This is a genomic window from Parafrankia irregularis (assembly GCF_001536285.1).
Lineage (GTDB): Bacteria > Actinomycetota > Actinomycetes > Frankiales > Frankiaceae > Parafrankia > Parafrankia irregularis.
Genome location: NZ_FAOZ01000002.1, coordinates 478,107 through 495,224, shown reverse-complemented (window position 1 = coordinate 495,224; position 17,118 = coordinate 478,107). Strand labels below are relative to the sequence as shown.

Sequence of the window (17,118 nt, the reverse complement as noted above, 5' to 3'; positions counted from 1 at the left end):
ATCAGCCGGTCGCCGGATCAGCGGATATGAGCCAGCACGAGAGGTGCGGAGGCAGGTCGGGTCCTGGTGACGGAGACTGCGCCGGCCAGCGCCTCGACGGCGCGCGGGAACGTCGACTCGTCGTCGCTGTAGAGCTCGATCAGCGGTTCTCCGGCCCTGACCTCCTCCCCCACTCCGGCGAACCAGCGAAGACCCGCCGCGGGCACGACCGCGTCCTCCTTGCGCGCCCGCCCGGCGCCCAGCCGCCAGGCGGCGACACCCACGGCACGGGCTTCGAGGCGGCTGAGGAAGCCACTGGCCGGAGCGGGCACGACCTGGGTGAACGCGGGCGTGGGCAGCGCCGCGTCCGGATCACCGCCCTGCGCTCTCACCATCGCGCGCCACACCTCGTGGGCGGCCCCGGAGGCCAGCACCGCCGCCGGATCCGGTGCCGGCGAGCCCGACGAACCCGACGAACCCGGACCGAGGCCGGCCAGGTCGAGCATGATCCTCGCCAACGCGACCGTGATCTCGACGAGGTCGGCGGGCCCCCCGCCGCGCAGCGTCTCGACGGCCTCGGCCACCTCGGGGCCGTTGCCGGCGGTGCGGCCCAGCGGCGTGTCCATCGCCGTGATCAGGGCCTCCGTCCGGACCCCGGCGCGGGTGCCGAGCCGGACCATGGTGCGGGCCAGCTCGTGCGCGTCGTCGACCGAGGTCATGAACGCGCCGCTCCCGACCTTGACGTCCAGCACCAGGGCCGAGGTGCCCTCGGCGATCTTCTTGCTCATGATCGAGGAGGCGATCAGCGGGATCGACTCGACGGTGCCGGTGACGTCACGCAGCGCGTAGAGCCGGCGGTCGGCCGGGGCCAGGCCAGCCCCGGCGGCACAGATCACACCGCCGACCTCGGCGAGGATCCGCCGCATCCGCTCGGCGTCGAGATCCGCGCGCCAGCCCGGGATCGCCTCCATCTTGTCGAGAGTGCCGCCGGTGTACCCGAGCCCGCGTCCCGCCGCCTGCGGGACAGCCGCCCCGCACGCCACCACCAGCGGGACGAGCACCAGGGAGACCTTGTCGCCGACGCCTCCGGTCGAGTGCTTGTCCACGGTCGGCCGGGGCAGCCCGGCCAGGTCGAGGCGCTCGCCGCTGGCGATCATCGCGGCGGTCCAGTGATCCAGCTCGTCCTCGGTCATGCCGTGCCAGCACACGGCCATCAGGTAGGCGGCCATCTGCTCGTCGGCGACCCGGCCGCCGGTGTAGCTGTCGAGCAGCCAGGCGATCGCGTCCCCGGGCAACGCGGCGCCGTCCCGCTTGGCGCGGATGAGATCGACCACATCGAAGGCGCTCATGCCACCGGCTCCGTCCCCGGCCCGGCGGCGGACACCGTGGCTGTGGGCGGGAGGGCGGCGGGGCCGAAGGCGTCGGGGAGCAGCTCGGCCAGTGTCCGCACCCCACTGGCCGTGGTGACCAACAGCTGCGGGCCGCCGTGCTCGTGGAGCAGCTGCCGGCAACGCCCGCAGGGCGCGAGCAGCGCGCCGGCCGCGTTCACGCACACGAAGGCGACGAGACGCCCGCCACCACTCGCCCGCAGCGCCGACACAAGTCCACATTCGGCACACAGGGTCAGGCCATACGATGCGTTCTCGACGTTGCAGCCGACCACGACACGGCCGTCATCGACCACCGCGGCGGCACCCACCTGAAGGCCCGAGTAGGGCGCATAGGCGTACTGCGCGGCCTTCACGGCCTCGTCGCGCAGCCGTAGCCAGGCGTTGTCGTCCACGTTCCCTCCCGGGTTGGTCGGTCTCCTGACCCGGTCGGCACCGTGGCCGAGCCGGGTCGCCGTCGGCCCGGGCCGGGTCAGGGCGGGCTCGTCGGGACCCGCCGAGCCGGCCCCGCACCGGGCCGCACCGGGCCGCACCGGGCCCCGACCAGCATGCCCCACTGACGGGAGGTGTACCGGGTGTGATCCCATGGGGATGATGGAGCGCCGAGCGGAGAGGACTGCCGATGCCAGGCGAGCGCCGTGACGCTCCCGATCCAGCCGCTCCACGCGTGCTCATCGGGCGCCGGTACCGGCTCGACGGTGTGATCGGCCGTGGCGGCTTCGGTGTCGTGCACCGCGCGACGGACGAGCTGCTGCGCCGGCAGGTGGCCGTCAAGGAGGTGCTGCTACCCACCGACGGCAGCGAACAGGAGCGGGAGCTCGCCCGGGAACGGGTGCTGCGCGAGGCCCGCGCCGCGGGCCGGCTGCATCACCCGGGCGCGGTGGCGGTGCTCGACGTCATCTCCGAGGGCGACCTGCCGTGGATCGTGATGGAGCTCGTCGACGGGCAGGCCCTGTCGAAGATCATCGATGAGCGCGGGGCGCTGAGCGTCGCCGAGGTCTGCCGGATCGGGATCAGTCTCGCCTACGCCCTGGAGGCGGCGCATCGGCTGGGCATAGTCCACCGCGACGTCAAGCCGAGCAACGTGCTCGTGACCGGCGATCAGCGGGCACGGCTCACCGACTTCGGCATCGCCGTCAGCCACGGCGACCCCCGGCTGACCAGCACCGGGATGGTCCTGGGCTCACCCGCCTACCTGTCACCCGAGCGCGCCCGCGGCGACGCCGGGACGGCCGCGAGTGACCGTTGGGGGCTGGGCGCCACTCTGTTCACCAGTGTCGAGGGTGCCTCCCCGTTTCCCGGTGGCGATCCGATCGCCGTGCTCGCGGCGGTGGTGCAGGGCCGCCGCCGGCCCTTCCAGGCCGCCGGGCGGCTCTCGCCGGTCATCGACGAGCTGATGGCCCCGAGCCAGGCGCATCGCCCGAGCCTGGCCATGGTGCGCGCGCGGATGCGCGAGATCCTGGAGCAGGAGGAGCGCGGCCGCCCGCATCGCACCCGCAGCCGCCCGGCCCGCCCGCCGGTGTCGACCGCCACCCCGCCGCCGCCGGGGGTCGCGGCCGCCCTCTCACCACGGCCGGAGCCGGCGCCGACGATGGTCCTCGGGGCAGCGGATGAGACCGTGCTGACCAGCCGGCCGACAGCCGGCGCCGCCGTGCCCCCGCCAGCGGTCGCCGCTCCTGGCGCGACTGGTGCTCCTGGCGCGACTGGAGGCCCCGCGGTCGCGGGGTCGGAGACGACCGTGCTGCGGCCTCGGGGGGACGGTCCGCCGTCGTCGTCGTCCCGGTTCGCGAGCCGCCTGGAACGGGTCCGTGCGATGGACCGGCTGCGCGCCGCCGCACCCGACCGCAACCGCGACGCGGACAGGACACGCCAGACCGACCGGCTGCGCGGACTCGACCGCATGCGGGCACTCGGCGGGATCCCGGCACGGGTGCAACAGGCCTCCCAGCAGGCTCCGGCGGCTGACACCGCCACGGCCGCGGCCACCCCGCCCGCCGCCACGGTGACGGCCACCCCGCCCGACTCCACGGCTGTGATCCCCGCGCCCTCCGCCGCACCGGCACCGGCACCGGTCATTTCCTCGGCGCCCGAGGGCCCCCGCGGGACGCCAGCCACGACGGCCCCGGCCTCCGGTGCGGTTCCGACCGCGAGCGTGGACGCGACAGTCGCCGTGAAGCCGAGGGCCCTCGAACCCAGGGCCGTCGAAGCCAGGGCCACGGCAGCGGAGGCCACGGCAGCGCCCCCGGACACGAGCACGGCCGCCGACACAGCCGCGGCTTCAGCCGGGTCCGGGGCTGTGGCCGGAGCCGTGGCCGGGGAGACGGCCGCAAGCTCCTCCGCGGGTACGGGCGCGGTGACACGGACGGGCCCCCGGCGGCGCACTGTGATGCTGGTCGCGACCACGCTGGTCGTTGTCTGCGCGGTGATCGCCATCCTCGTCGCCCGCGGCGGCGGCACGGACGAGGATTCGGGGTCCGCATCCGCTCCGACCTCGACCGTCGATCCGCGGGCCGCAGCCGTCGCGGCGGGAGGCGTCGTCGCGACCGATTCCACCCCGGTCGTTCCGGCGGCCGGCTGGGTCGGCTACACCGACCCGAGCGGGTGGTCGATCGCCTACCCGGCGACGTGGGAAAGCCGGCCGGGCCGCGGAGGCACGGGGAACATGGACTTCGTGGATACTGAGACTGGTACTTTCATGCGCATCGGAAGTATCGCGACGGCGAACACCTCGGCCATCGAGGACTGGCGCCGGAACGAGACAAGCTTTCGAGACCAGGTGAGGGACTACCAGCGGGTACGGATCGAACCGGGCGACGGGGCAGACGGCGCACGGCAGGCCGACTGGGAGTTCACCTACACCTCCAGTGGTGGGGGGACGGTGCATGTGCTCAACCGTGGCGCAGTGCGAAACGGGCATGGCTACGCTCTGTACTGGCACACGCCCGAGGAGCTGTGGGCGACGAACCAGCCGCTCATGCAGCAGCTCTTCTCGACGTTCAGGCCGGCGTCGTGAGTTGCCCGGTGTCCGGATTCCGTCCGCCTGACGAGCGGGGTAGCGTGTGCTCCGATCAATTCGTCTGTCAGACTTGAATCGATGGCCAGATCGGCGAGCGTGCCCCCGGATACCTCTCGGCACGGCACACCGCGCTACGTAGCGCAGCGCTACCGCCTTGACGCCCCCATCGGGCGCGGCGGTGCCGGCGTCGTGTGGCGCGGCGAAGATGAGCTGCTGCAGCGTCCTGTCGCCATCAAGGAAATTCTCGTGCCGATGGCTGGCGCGCAGGCGGAGCGGGATGCGATCCGAGCCCGCGTGCTACGCGAGGCACGGGCGCTGGCCAGGCTGCACAGCCCGGCGATCGTCTCCGTCTTCGACGTCGTCGAGGAGCATGAGCGGCACTGGATCATCATGGAGCTCATCGACGCGGACAGCCTCGGTGACACCATCAAGAACCACGGTCCGCTGCCCTTCGACCAGGTCGCGGCGATCGGTCTCGCGCTGGCCGACGCGCTGGCGGCGGCGCATTCGGCCGGTGTGCTGCACCGTGACGTGAAGCCGGGCAACGTGCTGCTCGGGCGGGACAACCGGGTCCGGCTCACCGACTTCGGCATCGCGGCGACCGAGGGCGACGTCACGCTGACCGGCACCGGCGCGCTCGTCGGTTCCCCGGCCTACATCGCCCCCGAGCGGGTCCGTGGTTCGTCCGGTACGCCGGCGAGCGACCTGTGGGGCCTGGGCGCGACCCTCTACTCCGCGGTCGAGGGCTGCCCGCCCTTCGAGGGGCCGGAGACCTACGCCGTGCTGAGTGCGGTGGTCGAGGGCCGCCGCCGGCCGTTCCGTCTGGCCGGACCGCTGCGCGGGCTGCTCACCGATCTGCTCGACCGCCCCGCGGAGCTCCGCCCGGACGTCGAGGAGATCCGCCGCCGGCTGACCCCGATCGCGCGTAACGCCACGCCCGTCCCGGCGGTCGTGACGAATCCGCGCAGCCGCCCGGCCGAGCCGTCCGACGACCTCGTCGCCTCCGATGACGGCCTGGAGAACCTGTCCGCTCCGTCCGCTCCGTCCTTCCCGCCCCAGGGGGAGCAGCAGGCGGCTCCGGCGGCGGACATCGGCGTGACCGATCGGCTGCCGGCCGGCCACGAGATCACCCCCGTGCCGTCGCTTCCAGGGCTGCCCGGGGGCGACGACGAGCTGACGGCGGTCGGTCTCTCCCCGGTCAGCGGCCCGAACCCGATCGCGTCCACCGGCCCGCATGACGATCTCACCCAGATCGGGCCGCTGGCTCCGGCGCCGGACCTGTTCGACCAGGATGACGCGAACCTGGCCGCCGGACTGCTGAGCCTGGATCGGGATGCCGCACGCGACCGTGAGCGCGGCGATCGCACCGGTCGCGTGCCGGTCTCCCACCGCGCGTCGTCCACCGGTCGAGGCGATCATCGCGGCGAGACGGGCCGCGGCGCCGGCTCGGGACGCCGTCCCCCACTCGTCGTGATCATCGCCGGCGGGGCGGCGGCCGCCCTGGCGGGTCTCGCGATTCTGCTGACCGTGCTGCTCACCGGCGGCAAGGACCCGGCGCAGGGAACCGACGTCGACAACGTCACGCCGTCGCCGTCGGCCACACCCGCGCAGGGAATCTTCGCTCCGGCCACCGATGAGGCGACCGTCGAGCCGACGCCGACGCAGACGCGGTCGACCTACCGCCCCCGGCGGACGACGACTCCCACCCCGGAGGCGACCCAGCCGCCGATCAACGAGCCGCCGCCGGAGACGACCCCACCGGTCAAGGTGTCACCGCCGTCGACGCCGACCACCACACCCGCGAGCACGCCGCCGGTGACCCGCAGCCCGGATGCGCCGTCCACGCAGACCGGCGGCCCGACGGGCTCGCCGTCGGGCACCCCCCCGCCTGGCTTCTGAGAATCGGTCCGCGAGAGCCGGGATCAGCGTGGCCTGCCGGCCCGGCCCTCGCGGCGGCTGGCTGGCCACCCCGGCGGCGGCCGGCAGCGGCGGTTTGCGCCAGCAGCGCCGCTCAGCGCTGGCGGCGCGGCATGAGGTCCTGTGCCTGCAGCGTTCTCAGCAGGTCCTCGGGGTTCACGACGATGCGGCCGGTGCAGGCCCGTGGCGCCCCGGCCTCGTCGTACTCGAGCTCGACGGGCAGTCGGTAGAAGGTCGCCAGGTGCCGGGACAGTTCGAGCAGGCGTCCTTCGAGTTCCCGACTCGTCCGCCAGCGGTCCTCGTCGTGGGGTGTGTCCGCCACCCCCTCCTGCTGGAGGCGGTGGCTGCGGCACAGGCCGTCCGGGTCGCTGGCGAGTGCCCGCCTGCCACACCGGTGGACGGCGTAGCCACGGCCACCGCCCATGACTGTCGCGGTGCAACGGTCACGGTCCCGCATGTCGATCGAGCTCCTGTCTCCCCCGACAGCCCGGCGGCCTGGCGGCCAGGCACCTGCCGGCGCTTGCCGCCGCCCGCCGGTCCCGCACGTCAGGCTATGAGGCCATTCGGGGTATTTCCGCAGGTCAGGCGCGAATTCACCGCACCGTCACAGACCAGCACGGAGACGACCGGACCCGTCCCGGACGACCACCGCGGGCTCTTCTCAACGTGACCGGCCCCGCCGAACCGGCGGACCGCCGCGACCGGCGCCGGACATCACGATCACTTGACATATCGTGGCAATAACCATCAACATAGGTAAGCCTCACTTAAGCGGGGGTTTCCTCCCTTCCGCCGCTTCCCTCGCGCACCAGGAACCACCGGATCGGCCAGGCCGTCTCCAGGGCCGCGTTGACCGCTCCAGGGCCGTGTCGACGTTGTGGCGTTGTGGCGTGCGGCGCGCCCTGCCGTCTGGCCGTCCCGCCGTCTTCAGCCCCGCCGCACCAGCTCTTCCAGCCCCACACCGGACGCCAGGGCCCAGTCCGGCTACCGGCATGCCCTGATGCCCTGATGCCCTGATGCCCTGATGTATCAGCAAGATCCCCGTTCGCAGACCAGAGGAGAAACACAAGACATGCGGGTCGTAATGTTCGGATACCAGACCTGGGGGCATCGCACGCTGCAGGCTCTTCTCGACTCCCATCACGACGTCGCCCTGGTCGTGACGCATGAGAAGAGCGACCACGCGTACGAGAAGATCTGGGATGACTCGGTGGCCGACCTCGCCACCGAGCACGGCGTTCCCGTGGCGATTCGCAACCGGCCTGACGACGAGGACCTGCTGTCGCTGCTCAAGGAGACCGATCCCGACGCCATCGTCGCCACCAACTGGCGGACCTGGATCCCGCCGCAGGTCTTCAACCTGCCGCGGCTGGGAACGCTGAACATCCACGACTCGCTGCTGCCCGCCTACGCCGGGTTCGCGCCGTTGATCTGGGCGCTGATCAACGGGGAGCCCGAGGTGGGCGTGACAGCGCACATCATGAGCGACGAGCTCGACGCCGGTGACGTCGTCCTGCAGCACCGGGTGCCGGTCGGCCCGCGTGACACCACCACCGACCTGTTCCACCGCACCCTCGCGCTGTTCGGGCCGATGGCGGTCGAGGGCCTGGACCTGATGGCCAGCGGCCGCACCGACTGGGCTCCCCAGGACCGTTCGAAGGCCAGCTTCTTCCACAAGCGCTCGGAGCGGGACAGCCTCATCGACTGGACCTGGACCGCCGAGGAGCTCGACCGGCTTGTGCGCGCCCAGTGCGACCCCTATCCCAACGCGTTCACCTACCGCAACGGCGAGCGGGTCCGCATCGTCTCCGCCGAGGTCTCCAAGGGCTGCTACGGCGGCACGCCTGGACGGATCTTCATCCGCGAGGGTGACGGCGTGGTCATCGTCGCGGGCGCGCAGGCACGGCATGGACGCAGCCACGGACTACTGATCCGCACCGTGCGCCTGGACGACGGCCGCGAGCTGGCGGCGACGGACTACTTCACGACCATGGGCGGGTACCTCACCGACCGGGCCTAGATCTGCGGCAGTGAAACCGGGCGGCACGCGCTTGTCTGCGTACCGCCCGGTTTCCGCGTTCATTCGGTGCTGTGCCTGTTTATCTGTGCTGCCGTGTCCCAATCCGTGCCGTGCGGACCGGCACGTCAGCCGGAGGTGCCGGCGACCTTCTCGAGGGTCGACTCAAGCTGCTCGAGCTGCCACGGGATGTTCAGGATGGTCGGGTTGTTGACCGCACCCGCGGTGAATGCGTCCACCTCCAGCGCACGACCGTCCACGACCGCCGGAATCTTCTTGAACAGGTCGTTCGCGTCCATCTGGGTGCGCAGCTCGTCCGTGGCGTACCCGATCAGCAGGAAGTCGGCGTCGAGCTCGCCGACCTTCTCCAGGCTCAGTTCGCGGTCGACGACACTGGCCGTCACCTTCGGCGAGAGCTTCATGCCGAGCTGGGAGTACAGCTGGATGGAGACGGTCTCCGGGTCGTCGATCACCGCGAGGCCGTTGGCGTCGTAGTAGAAGCTGTAGCTGAATGTCTTGTCCTTCAGCCCGGGAAGCTTCGCCGCGGTGTCGGTGATGCTCTTCTCGGTGGCGGCGACCGCCTTGGCGACGTCGGCCTCACGCCCGACCGCCTTGCCGATCGTCGTGCTGACCTCCTGCCAGGTCGCGATGCCGGCCTCGGTCTTGTAGGCGACCGTCGGCGCGATCTCGGAGAGCCGGTCGTAGTAGTCCTCGAGCCCGTAGAAGTTGGTGGCGAGGATGAGGTCTGGCTTCAGCGAGGCGATCTGCTCGAGGTTGAGGTCGCCGCTGGTGTCCAGACCCGTGCTCTTGGCAAGGTCGATCTTGCCGTCGAGCCAGGGGAACTTCCCGTCTTCCTTGTAGGGGTTCGTCGCGTAGGCGATCGGCGTGATGCCGAGCGTCGCCAACGTGTCCTCTTCGTAGCTCAAGGCGATGATTCTCGTCGGCGCCTTGTCAATCGTCGTAGAACCGAACTTGTGCTCGATGGTTACCGGGAAACCGGCGGCCGCCGCGGTATCCGCCTGGGTCGAACCGCTGTCGTCGTCATCCCCACAGGCCACCAGCCCGGTCATGACCGCACCGGCAACACACAGTGCTGCCAGTGTGCGCGCTATTCCCCGCACTACAGTCCTCAGCCTTCCGCCCTCGCCACGCCAGCGCGACGATTCGCTTGATCGAATAAAATTTTGGTTAGCTTAACCTAAATCGTTGCCAGGACAACAGGTGCGATCAAGCCGAAACGCACCTGGCGCGGGTCAGGGCCGGCCACGAGTTCGCTCCCTTCGGGAGCAGGTCAGTAGGTCGCGGGCAGGCCTCGACGTGCGAATGTCGGGCGCGGCCCACACCGGGCGGGTCTGCGACGGGAAGGGCTCACTGGTCGAGCCGGTTCCGCAGCTCCCGCTTGTCGATCTTCCCGACGGCGGTGTAGGGGAACCCGTCCATGACCTCGAGCCGGTCGGGAAGCATGAACCGGGCCAGGCCGCGGTCCCGCAGATAGTTCTTGATCTCCTTGAGCCGGGGCGCGCCACCCGGGGCCGCGACGACGACCGCGCAGACGCTCTCCCCGACATCGGGGTCGGGCAGCCCGACGACCGCCACCTGGGCGACCGCGGGATGGGTCTGCAGGTGCTCCTCCAGCTCACCGGCCGAGACGTTCTCCCCGCCGCGGTTGATCACGTCCTTGACCCGGCCCTCGACCACCAGATGCCCGGTGGGCAGCTGACGCACGAGGTCGCCGGTGCGGAAGAAGCCGTCGGCACCGAAGACGGTCGCGTTGTGCGCCGCGGCCCGGTAGTACCCGCGGATGGTGTAGGGCCCGCGGGTCCACAGCTCACCGACCTGGCCGGCCGGCACCTCGTACCCGGACCCGTCGAGCACCCGGACCTCGTCCGCCTCGGCCAGCGGCCGGCCCTGGGTGGTGAAGACGGTCTCGTCGGGGTCGTCGAGGCGGGTGTAGTTCAGCAGCCCCTCGGCCATCCCGAAGACCTGCTGGACGCCGGCCCCGAGCGTCGGCGTGATCCGCCGGGCGAGGCCCTCGTCGAGCTTGGCGCCGCCCACCTGGAGCAGGCGCAGGCTGGTGGTGTCCGGCCCCTCCCACCCGGCCGCCTCGACCCACAGCCGTGCCAGCGGCGGGACGGCCGCGGTGACCGTCACCCGCTCCCTGCTGATCAGGTCGAAGACGGCGTCCGGGCTGGACGACAGCGCCATCACCGCCGACGCACCCACGGTGAACGCGCCGAGGATCCCCGGGCAGGCCAGCGGGAAGTTGTGCGCCGCCGGCAGCGCGACCAGGTAGACGTCGGCGGCGGTGAGCCGGCACACCTCGGCGCTGGCCCGGGCGTTGTAGGCGTAGTCGCGGTGGGTGCGCGGGATCAGCTTCGGCTTGCCGGTCGTCCCGCCGGAGATGAGCAGCACGGCGATGTCGCCCGGATCCCGCCCGGGGACGGTGGCCCCGCCAGCGGTAGCCCCTCCTGCCGTAGCCCCGCCAGCGGTGGCATCGGCAGCGGCGGCGTCGGCGGTGGCGGTGGCGGTGGCAGCGGAAGGCGCGGCGGCCAGCCGGGTGGAGCGGCCCGCCGAGGCCAGCGCGTCGAGGCCCGTGTACGGACCGGGCTCGCCCGCCACCAGAACGTGCCGCACCGACGGCACCGCCTCGGTCACCTGGCGGGCCAGCTCCCGGTAGTCGAAACCTTCGAACCGGTCGGCGATGACATACCCGACGGCGCCGGCCAGGCTCGCGAAGTGCTCGATCTCCACCCGCCGGTGGGCCGGCAGCGCGAGGATGCCGATCGCGCCGCGGCGCATCAGCGCGAACAGCGTCGTCACGAACTCGGCGCGGTTCGGCAGATGCACCACCAGGTGGTCACCGGGGCCGATGCCGATCGAGGCGAGCCCCGCGGCGAGGTCGTCCACCGCCTCGTCGAGCTCGGCGTAGCTGATTCGCCGGTCCCCGCAGACCAGCGCGGTGGCCGGCCCGGACCGGCGGGCCCACTCCCGCAGCAGCTCGTCCAGCGTCCGGTCGCCCCAGTAGCCGGCCTCCTGGTACCGCTCGACGAACTCCGCCGGCCACCGGTTCCACCCCGGGCCCGCCGCGCCGCCGCCGGGCTGGCCGTCAGGCTGGCCTTCAGGGTGGGCGTCGAGCTGGCCGTCGGGCCGGTCAGTCGTCGACGGGACGGTCACCGTGCGCCTCCCGGTTCGTCGAGTCCCGGTTGTTCGAGTCCCGGTTGTTCGTCCAGTCCCGGTTGGTCGAGTCCCGGTGCGGTGAGGTCCGTCGCCTCGCCGCCGAGCGCGGCGGCCACCTCCGCGTCGGTCATCGCCGCGATCTCCAGGGCGATCGCGGCGACCCGGTCCGCCCGGCCCGGGACGGGGTCGGCGGCCCGGATCCGCTCGGCGAGCGTCGCGACGGTCGGCGCCGCGAACAGGGAGCGGACGGTGACCGCGGCGGTGTCCAGCTCGTCGCGCAGCCGCCGCACCACGGCTGTGGCCAGGACGGAGTCACCGCCCAGCGCGAAGAACTCGTCGGTGACGCCGAACTCCGGCACGCCGAGCACCTCGCGCCAGACGTTGAACACGACCTGTTCGAGATCGCCGCGCGGCGGGGTGTGCTCCCCCGTGCCCGCGCCCAGGGCGTGGCGCACGGCGGCCGTCACCGCCTTGCGGTCGATCTTCCCGTTCGCGGTGAGCGGGAGGGTGTCGAGCGTGACCACCAGGTCGGGCACCATGTGCGGCGGCAGCATCCCGCGCAGGCCCTCCCGCACCGCGGTGGCCAGCTCCGTACCCGCCAGATCCGTACCCGCGGCGTCGGCGCCCACCGCGTCGCCGCCCGCAGTGTCGACGGGGACCACGCCGGCTCCGAGCGCGGCGGGGTGGCCGGCGGCGCCCTCGACGAGCACCGCCACGCCGGCCCGCACCTGCTCCAGCGTGTCCAGCGCGGCCTCGACCTCACCGAGCTCGACCCGGAAGCCCCGGATCTTGACCTGGTGGTCGCGCCGGCCCAGGAACTCGACCGTCCCGTCCGGCTGGTAGCGGGCCAGGTCACCGGTGCGGTACCAGCGCAGGCCGCCGTACTCGACGAACCGGTCCGCGGTCCGCTGCGGGTCCCCCAGGTACCCGCGGGCGACCCCGTCGCCACCGATCCACAGCTCGCCGGTGACGTGGTCGGGGCAGTCCCGGCCGAGCGGGTCGACCACCCGCAGCCGCACGTTGCGCAGCGGCGTGCCGTACGGCACCGAACGCCACCAGTCGGGCACCGGCTCCGTGCCGACGACCTCGCAGATCGTCGAGTGGATGGCCGTCTCGGTGGTGCCGCCGAGACCGAGGAAGCGGCAGCCGGGCACCGCGGCGTCCAGCCGGCCGGGCAGGTCGACACCGACCCGGTCGCCGCCGAGCAGGACGGCCCGCAGCGTCGGGCCGAGGTCCACCCCGGCGGACAGGACGAGGTCGAGCACGGTGGGAACGCAGTTGAGGATGGTCACCCGGTGATCCCGGACGAGCTCGGCCCACCGGTGCGCCTCCCGGCGCGACTCCTCGTCGAGCAGCACCACCGCACCGCCGACTGACAGCGGCGCGAACAGGTCGAACACCGACAGGTCGAAGTCGAGGGCCGACACCGCCAGCGTGCGGTCGTCGGCACCGAGGCCGAGCCGGTCGATCAGGTCCTCGATGGTGTTCGCCGCGGCCCGATGCCCGACCTCGACCCCCTTGGGCTGGCCGGTCGACCCGGATGTGAACAGCACGTAGGCGGGCCGGTCCAGCCCGCCGAGCTCCGCGGGCGCCAGCAGATCCGGAACCGGCAGCGGCTGCACAGCCGGGTCGGGCCGGGCGGCCTGGTCGGGGGCGATCTGGACAACGCCGGCGGGGACCCCGTCGCGCGGCGCCTCGGTGATCAGGACGCCGAAGCCGGCGGCGGTGGCGATGCGCTCCACCCGGGCGGGCGGCTGCTCGACGCCGACCGGCACGTACGTCGCGCCCGCGGCCAGCACGCCGAGCACGGCGACCACCTGGGACGGCCCCTTGGGCAGGCTGACACCGACCAGGTCACCGCGTCGCACGCCGTGACCGACCAGCGCGCCGGCCAGGCTCAGCGCCCGGCGCCGCAGCTCGCCGTAGCTGAGCTCGCCCCGGCCGGGCGCGCCGGCGGTGTCGTCCCACACCAGCGCGGGCGCGCCGGGGGCGCAGACGGCCCGCTCGAAGAACCCCTCGTGCAGCAGCCGGGTCGGCACCCGCCCCGCGGTCTCGTTCACCGCCCGGCGGATCTCACCGGTCGCCGCGGGCAGCAGGCCGTCGACAGGGACGTCCCAGGCCTCCCCGGCGGTGGCGAGATCCCGGACGAGACGTTCGAAGGCACCGAACATCCCGTCGACGGCGCCGGCCGGGAACTCGTCCTCACGGACGTCCCAGTTGATCAGCAGGCCGCCGTCGATCTCGGTGACCTGCGCGTCCAGGAGCACCTGGGGACCCTGCGAGATGATCCAGACCGGGTCGCCGAAGAGGCGGCGCACACCGGCGTCGAACAGCTCGCCGAGCCCGAGGGCGCTGGTGAACACGACCGGCGCGAGCACCTGCTCACCGGTGCGGCGGGTCAGGTCGCGCAGCACCTCGACGCCCGAGTACTCGGCGTGCGCGGCGTCGGCGTGCAGCCGCGCCTGGATCTGGCGCACCCGGGCCGCGAACGGCAGGTCCTCGGTGACGTCGACCTCCAGCAGCACCGAGCTGGTGAAGTCGCCGACGACCTGGTTGATGTCGGGGTGGACCGGCTCCCGGTCGAACATCGGGACGTTGAGGACGAACCTCGACTCGGTGCTCCACCCGGCGAGGACCTCGGCGAACGCGGTGGCCACGGCCATCGCCGGGGTGACGCCCCGGCTGTGCGCGGCCGCGCGCAGGGCGTCCCGGGCCGCCGGCGGGAGGACGAAGTGGCGCCGTGCCACCGACGGCCGTCCCCGACTGCCGGCGGCGTCGGCGACCCGGGGCAGGCCGGGGGCGCCGGGCAGGCTCGGCAGCCGGCCCTGCCACCACTCGGCCGCCGCTCGGGCGGCGGCGGTGCGCTCGGCCGCCCGCGCGGCGCGGTACTCGCGGTAGCTGTAGCCCAGCGGCGGGAGAACCTCCTGCGGCTGATCGTAGAAACGGGCGAGGTCGGCCAGCAGGACGCGGAAGCTCACCGCGTCGGCGGCGACCATGTCGACGTCCAGGTGCAGTCGGGTGCGCCCCGCCGGCAGCAGGCTCAGCGCGGTCGCGAAGACCTCACCGGACTCGATGTCGAGCATCTCGTGCGACATCCGGTCCCGGATCTCGTCGAGGCGGGCCCGCACCGTCGGCTCGTCGAGGGCACGCAGGTCATGGACGGTGAGCCCACGCCAGCCCGAGTGCTCCTCGACGATCTGGGCACCGTTGTCGGTGACCCGCACACGGAGCATGTCGTGCCGGGCCACCAGCCGCTCGACTGCGCCGCGCAGCCGGTCGGGGTCGACGTCCTGGCCGTCGAACTCGGTGAACAGGTGCGCGGCGACCTCGCCGAGCGGCTGGCCGCCGTCCCGGCCGACCCAGTAGGCGTGCTGCATGAGCGCGAGCGGAAACTCGGCGTCGTCGGTGTCCGTGTCGGCGTCGGCGGTGCCGGTGCCGGTGCTGAGGTTGAGGTCGAGGCCGGTGTCGGCGGCGGTGTCGCCGTCCGCATCGGCGGGGGCTTCGGCAGGCTCCCCGACGGGGCTCGGCGAAATCGCCGTGACGGCCTCACCGGCAGGCGGCGCCCCCGCGGGCGGCAGCCCGGCAGGCGCGATCCCGGCAGGCGGCGTCGTCACGGCGGAGGGCGCGCCGGCGGGAGGTGCGTCCGACGCCGGGGCGCTGGGCATCCGGGCGGAGAGGATCTTGAACCAGCCGTCCACGGTCGGGTTCTCGGCGAGCTCGCCGAACGAGACCGCGACCCCGGCCTGTCGCCAGCGTCCGACCGCCTTCATCAGGGCGATGGACTCCAGCCCGAGCTCGAACAGGTTCGCCTCGTAGCCGACGTCCTCGGGCTCCTCGTCGAGCATCTGCGCCACGATCGCGCGGACCGCGTCGATGTCCTGGGCCAGCGCAGGGCCGGCGGTCGCCGCGGCGGCCACGGTCCGCGGAGCCGGTGCGGCCGGTGCGGCCTGCGCGGCCGGCGCAGCTGGCGCGGCCGTGACGAGGAAACGGCTGACGCTGCGCAGCTTCTCCCGGGTCTCCTCCGCCTCACGGTCGGGCTCGGACTGGGCGACGATGCCGGCGCCGGCCCGCAGCCATGTCCGGCCCTCGTGCTGGAAGACGGTGCGCAGGACGAGCGCCGCGTCCAGGGACCCGTCCGCGTCGACGGTCAGCACCGCCCCGCTGTAGAGGCCACGCGGTTCGCTCTCGTACCCGGTGATCGCCTCGCAGGCGGCTGCCTTCGGCACCCCGGAGGCGGTGATCGACGGGAAGACGGTCCCGAAGGCGTCCCAGGCGTCGCGGCCGACGGCGAGGCGCCCGGCGACGCGGGAGGCCAGGTGCTGGACGCTGCCGCGTTCGAGCACGGTCATGAACTCGTCGACGGCGACCGAGCCGGGCCGGCAGAAGCGACGAAGCTCCTCCTGGCAGGCCTGCACGGAGACGGCGTGCTCGTAGATCTCCTTCGGATCGGAGAGCAGCACGTCACGCAGCCCGCGGTCGGTGGCGGCGTCGCCGGTGAGCGCCCGGGTGCCGGCCAGCGGCTGGGTGGAGACGAGGCCGTCGGCGCTCACCTCGACCACGGTCTCCGGGCTGAAGCCGGTCGCGCGCAGGTAGCCGACGTCCAGCAGGAAGGAGCGCGCCGGGGTGTTCCCGGCCCGGCCCGCCTCGTAGGTGGCGACCAGGTCGATGTCACCTTCGACGGGGACGACCCGGGAGAGGATCACCTTGCGCAGCCGTTCGGCGTGGATGTCGGCGACGGCCGTGGCGACGGCCTGCCGGTACCCGTCGACGCCGTGCTCGAGGTCGGCGACGGCGAGTGGACCGGCGGCGCTCGGGGCGTCCACGGCACCGCCCGTGACCAGTTCTGCCAGCTCGGCCAGCGCCGCCTGCTCGGACGAGTCGGCCAGCCCGCCTGTCGCCGGTGGGATGGCGGCCGCCGCCAGGGTGCGCAGGGTCGCGACACCGTCGAGGAGCCGAGCCTCCTGCCGGGGCACGATCAGGTGCAGCAGCGGTGCGTCCCCGGTCGGCACGGCGAGGCCGGCGAGCAGGTGGCTGAGCTCGAAGGCCGCCCAGCCGTAGGCCCGCCAGCCGGCGATGTCGAGGCCGGCGAGGATGCCCGCGACCTGGCGCAGCGGCGCGGGACCGGTCGGCTCGACCTGCCACTGCCCGGCGCCCGTGCGGTGACGCAGCTCGTGCGCACGCAGCTCGATCTCGGCCAGGACACCCGTCCCGAAGGACCATTCGCCCGCGCGCTCGTACACGACGAACGGGCCGGTGGCGGAGCGGGCCAGCCGAGCGGCTACGGCTGCGGGCTGCTGGCCGAACGGGACGATCCTGCGGTGGCGGTCGGGGCGGGTGGTCACCGGGAGGCTGAAGCGTCGGAGCGGGCGACTTCCCCGGCACGGGCGTCGGAATCCATCTGAGCGACCAGGCTCAGCGGACGCAGATCGGTCCAGTGGGCCTCGACGTAGTCCAGGCAGGACTGACGTGTCTCCTCGCCGTGCACAACGGTCCAACCCGCCGGAACGGCGGCGAAGCCCGGCCAGAGGGAGTGCTGACCCTCGGAGTTGACCAGTACGAAGAAGCTCCCGCTTTCGTCATCGAAGGGATTCGTCGACATACCCGCCGTCTCCTTGATCGCACCA

At 72.9% G+C, this 17,118-nt stretch carries 10 protein-coding genes; 3 read left to right on the top strand and 7 right to left on the bottom strand.

Going from position 1 to position 17,118, the window contains the following annotated elements; translation table 11 throughout:
* Window positions 1-17: 17 nt before the first annotated feature.
* Window positions 18-1,328 carry a thymidine phosphorylase gene (locus AWX74_RS04710; protein ID WP_091271853.1) on the bottom strand — a complete coding sequence of 437 codons (1,311 nt, stop codon included), beginning with the start codon at window positions 1,326-1,328 and terminating at the stop codon, window positions 18-20.
* On the bottom strand, window positions 1,325-1,762 hold the full coding sequence (locus tag AWX74_RS04705) for a cytidine deaminase (protein WP_091272112.1): 438 nt from the start codon (window positions 1,760-1,762) through the stop codon (window positions 1,325-1,327). The genes AWX74_RS04710 and AWX74_RS04705 overlap by 4 nt, the downstream gene beginning before the upstream one ends.
* 227 nt (window positions 1,763-1,989) lie before the next feature.
* On the opposite strand from AWX74_RS04705, the gene AWX74_RS04700 reads away from it, so the two are divergent.
* Window positions 1,990-4,380 carry a serine/threonine-protein kinase gene (locus tag AWX74_RS04700; protein ID WP_091271851.1) on the top strand — a complete coding sequence of 797 codons (2,391 nt, stop codon included), beginning with the start codon at window positions 1,990-1,992 and terminating at the stop codon, window positions 4,378-4,380.
* 81 nt (window positions 4,381-4,461) lie between these two features.
* Window positions 4,462-6,282, top strand: a complete 1,821-nt coding sequence (locus AWX74_RS04695; RefSeq protein ID WP_091271849.1) for a serine/threonine-protein kinase — start codon at window positions 4,462-4,464, stop codon at window positions 6,280-6,282.
* A gap of 112 nt (window positions 6,283-6,394) precedes the next feature.
* Here the strand turns inward: AWX74_RS04695 and AWX74_RS04690 are convergent, their stop codons facing one another.
* A complete protein-coding gene (locus AWX74_RS04690; RefSeq protein WP_193209746.1) occupies window positions 6,395-6,757 on the bottom strand; it encodes a hypothetical protein in 363 nt (120 codons plus the stop codon).
* A 615-nt stretch (window positions 6,758-7,372) separates the two neighbouring features.
* Between AWX74_RS04690 and AWX74_RS04685 the strand changes: the two genes are divergently transcribed.
* Window positions 7,373-8,320, top strand: coding sequence for a methionyl-tRNA formyltransferase (locus tag AWX74_RS04685; protein WP_091271843.1), 948 nt, complete (start codon window positions 7,373-7,375; stop codon window positions 8,318-8,320).
* Between the two features lie 125 nt (window positions 8,321-8,445).
* Here AWX74_RS04685 and AWX74_RS04680 read toward each other — a convergent pair whose 3' ends face one another.
* The 4 genes from AWX74_RS04680 to AWX74_RS04665 form a co-directional block, all read right to left on the bottom strand.
* On the bottom strand, window positions 8,446-9,387 hold the full coding sequence (locus AWX74_RS04680) for an iron-siderophore ABC transporter substrate-binding protein (protein ID WP_226931046.1): 942 nt from the start codon (window positions 9,385-9,387) through the stop codon (window positions 8,446-8,448).
* A 298-nt stretch (window positions 9,388-9,685) separates the two neighbouring features.
* Window positions 9,686-11,491, bottom strand: a complete 1,806-nt coding sequence (locus tag AWX74_RS04675) for a (2,3-dihydroxybenzoyl)adenylate synthase (RefSeq protein WP_091271837.1) — start codon at window positions 11,489-11,491, stop codon at window positions 9,686-9,688.
* Window positions 11,488-16,836, bottom strand: coding sequence for a salicylate synthase (locus AWX74_RS04670; RefSeq protein ID WP_091271834.1), 5,349 nt, complete (start codon window positions 16,834-16,836; stop codon window positions 11,488-11,490). The genes AWX74_RS04675 and AWX74_RS04670 overlap by 4 nt, the downstream gene beginning before the upstream one ends.
* Window positions 16,833-17,093, bottom strand: a complete 261-nt coding sequence (locus AWX74_RS04665) for an MbtH family protein (protein WP_091271831.1) — start codon at window positions 17,091-17,093, stop codon at window positions 16,833-16,835. Before AWX74_RS04665 ends, AWX74_RS04670 begins: the two co-directional genes overlap by 4 nt.
* Window positions 17,094-17,118: the final 25 nt, after the last annotated feature.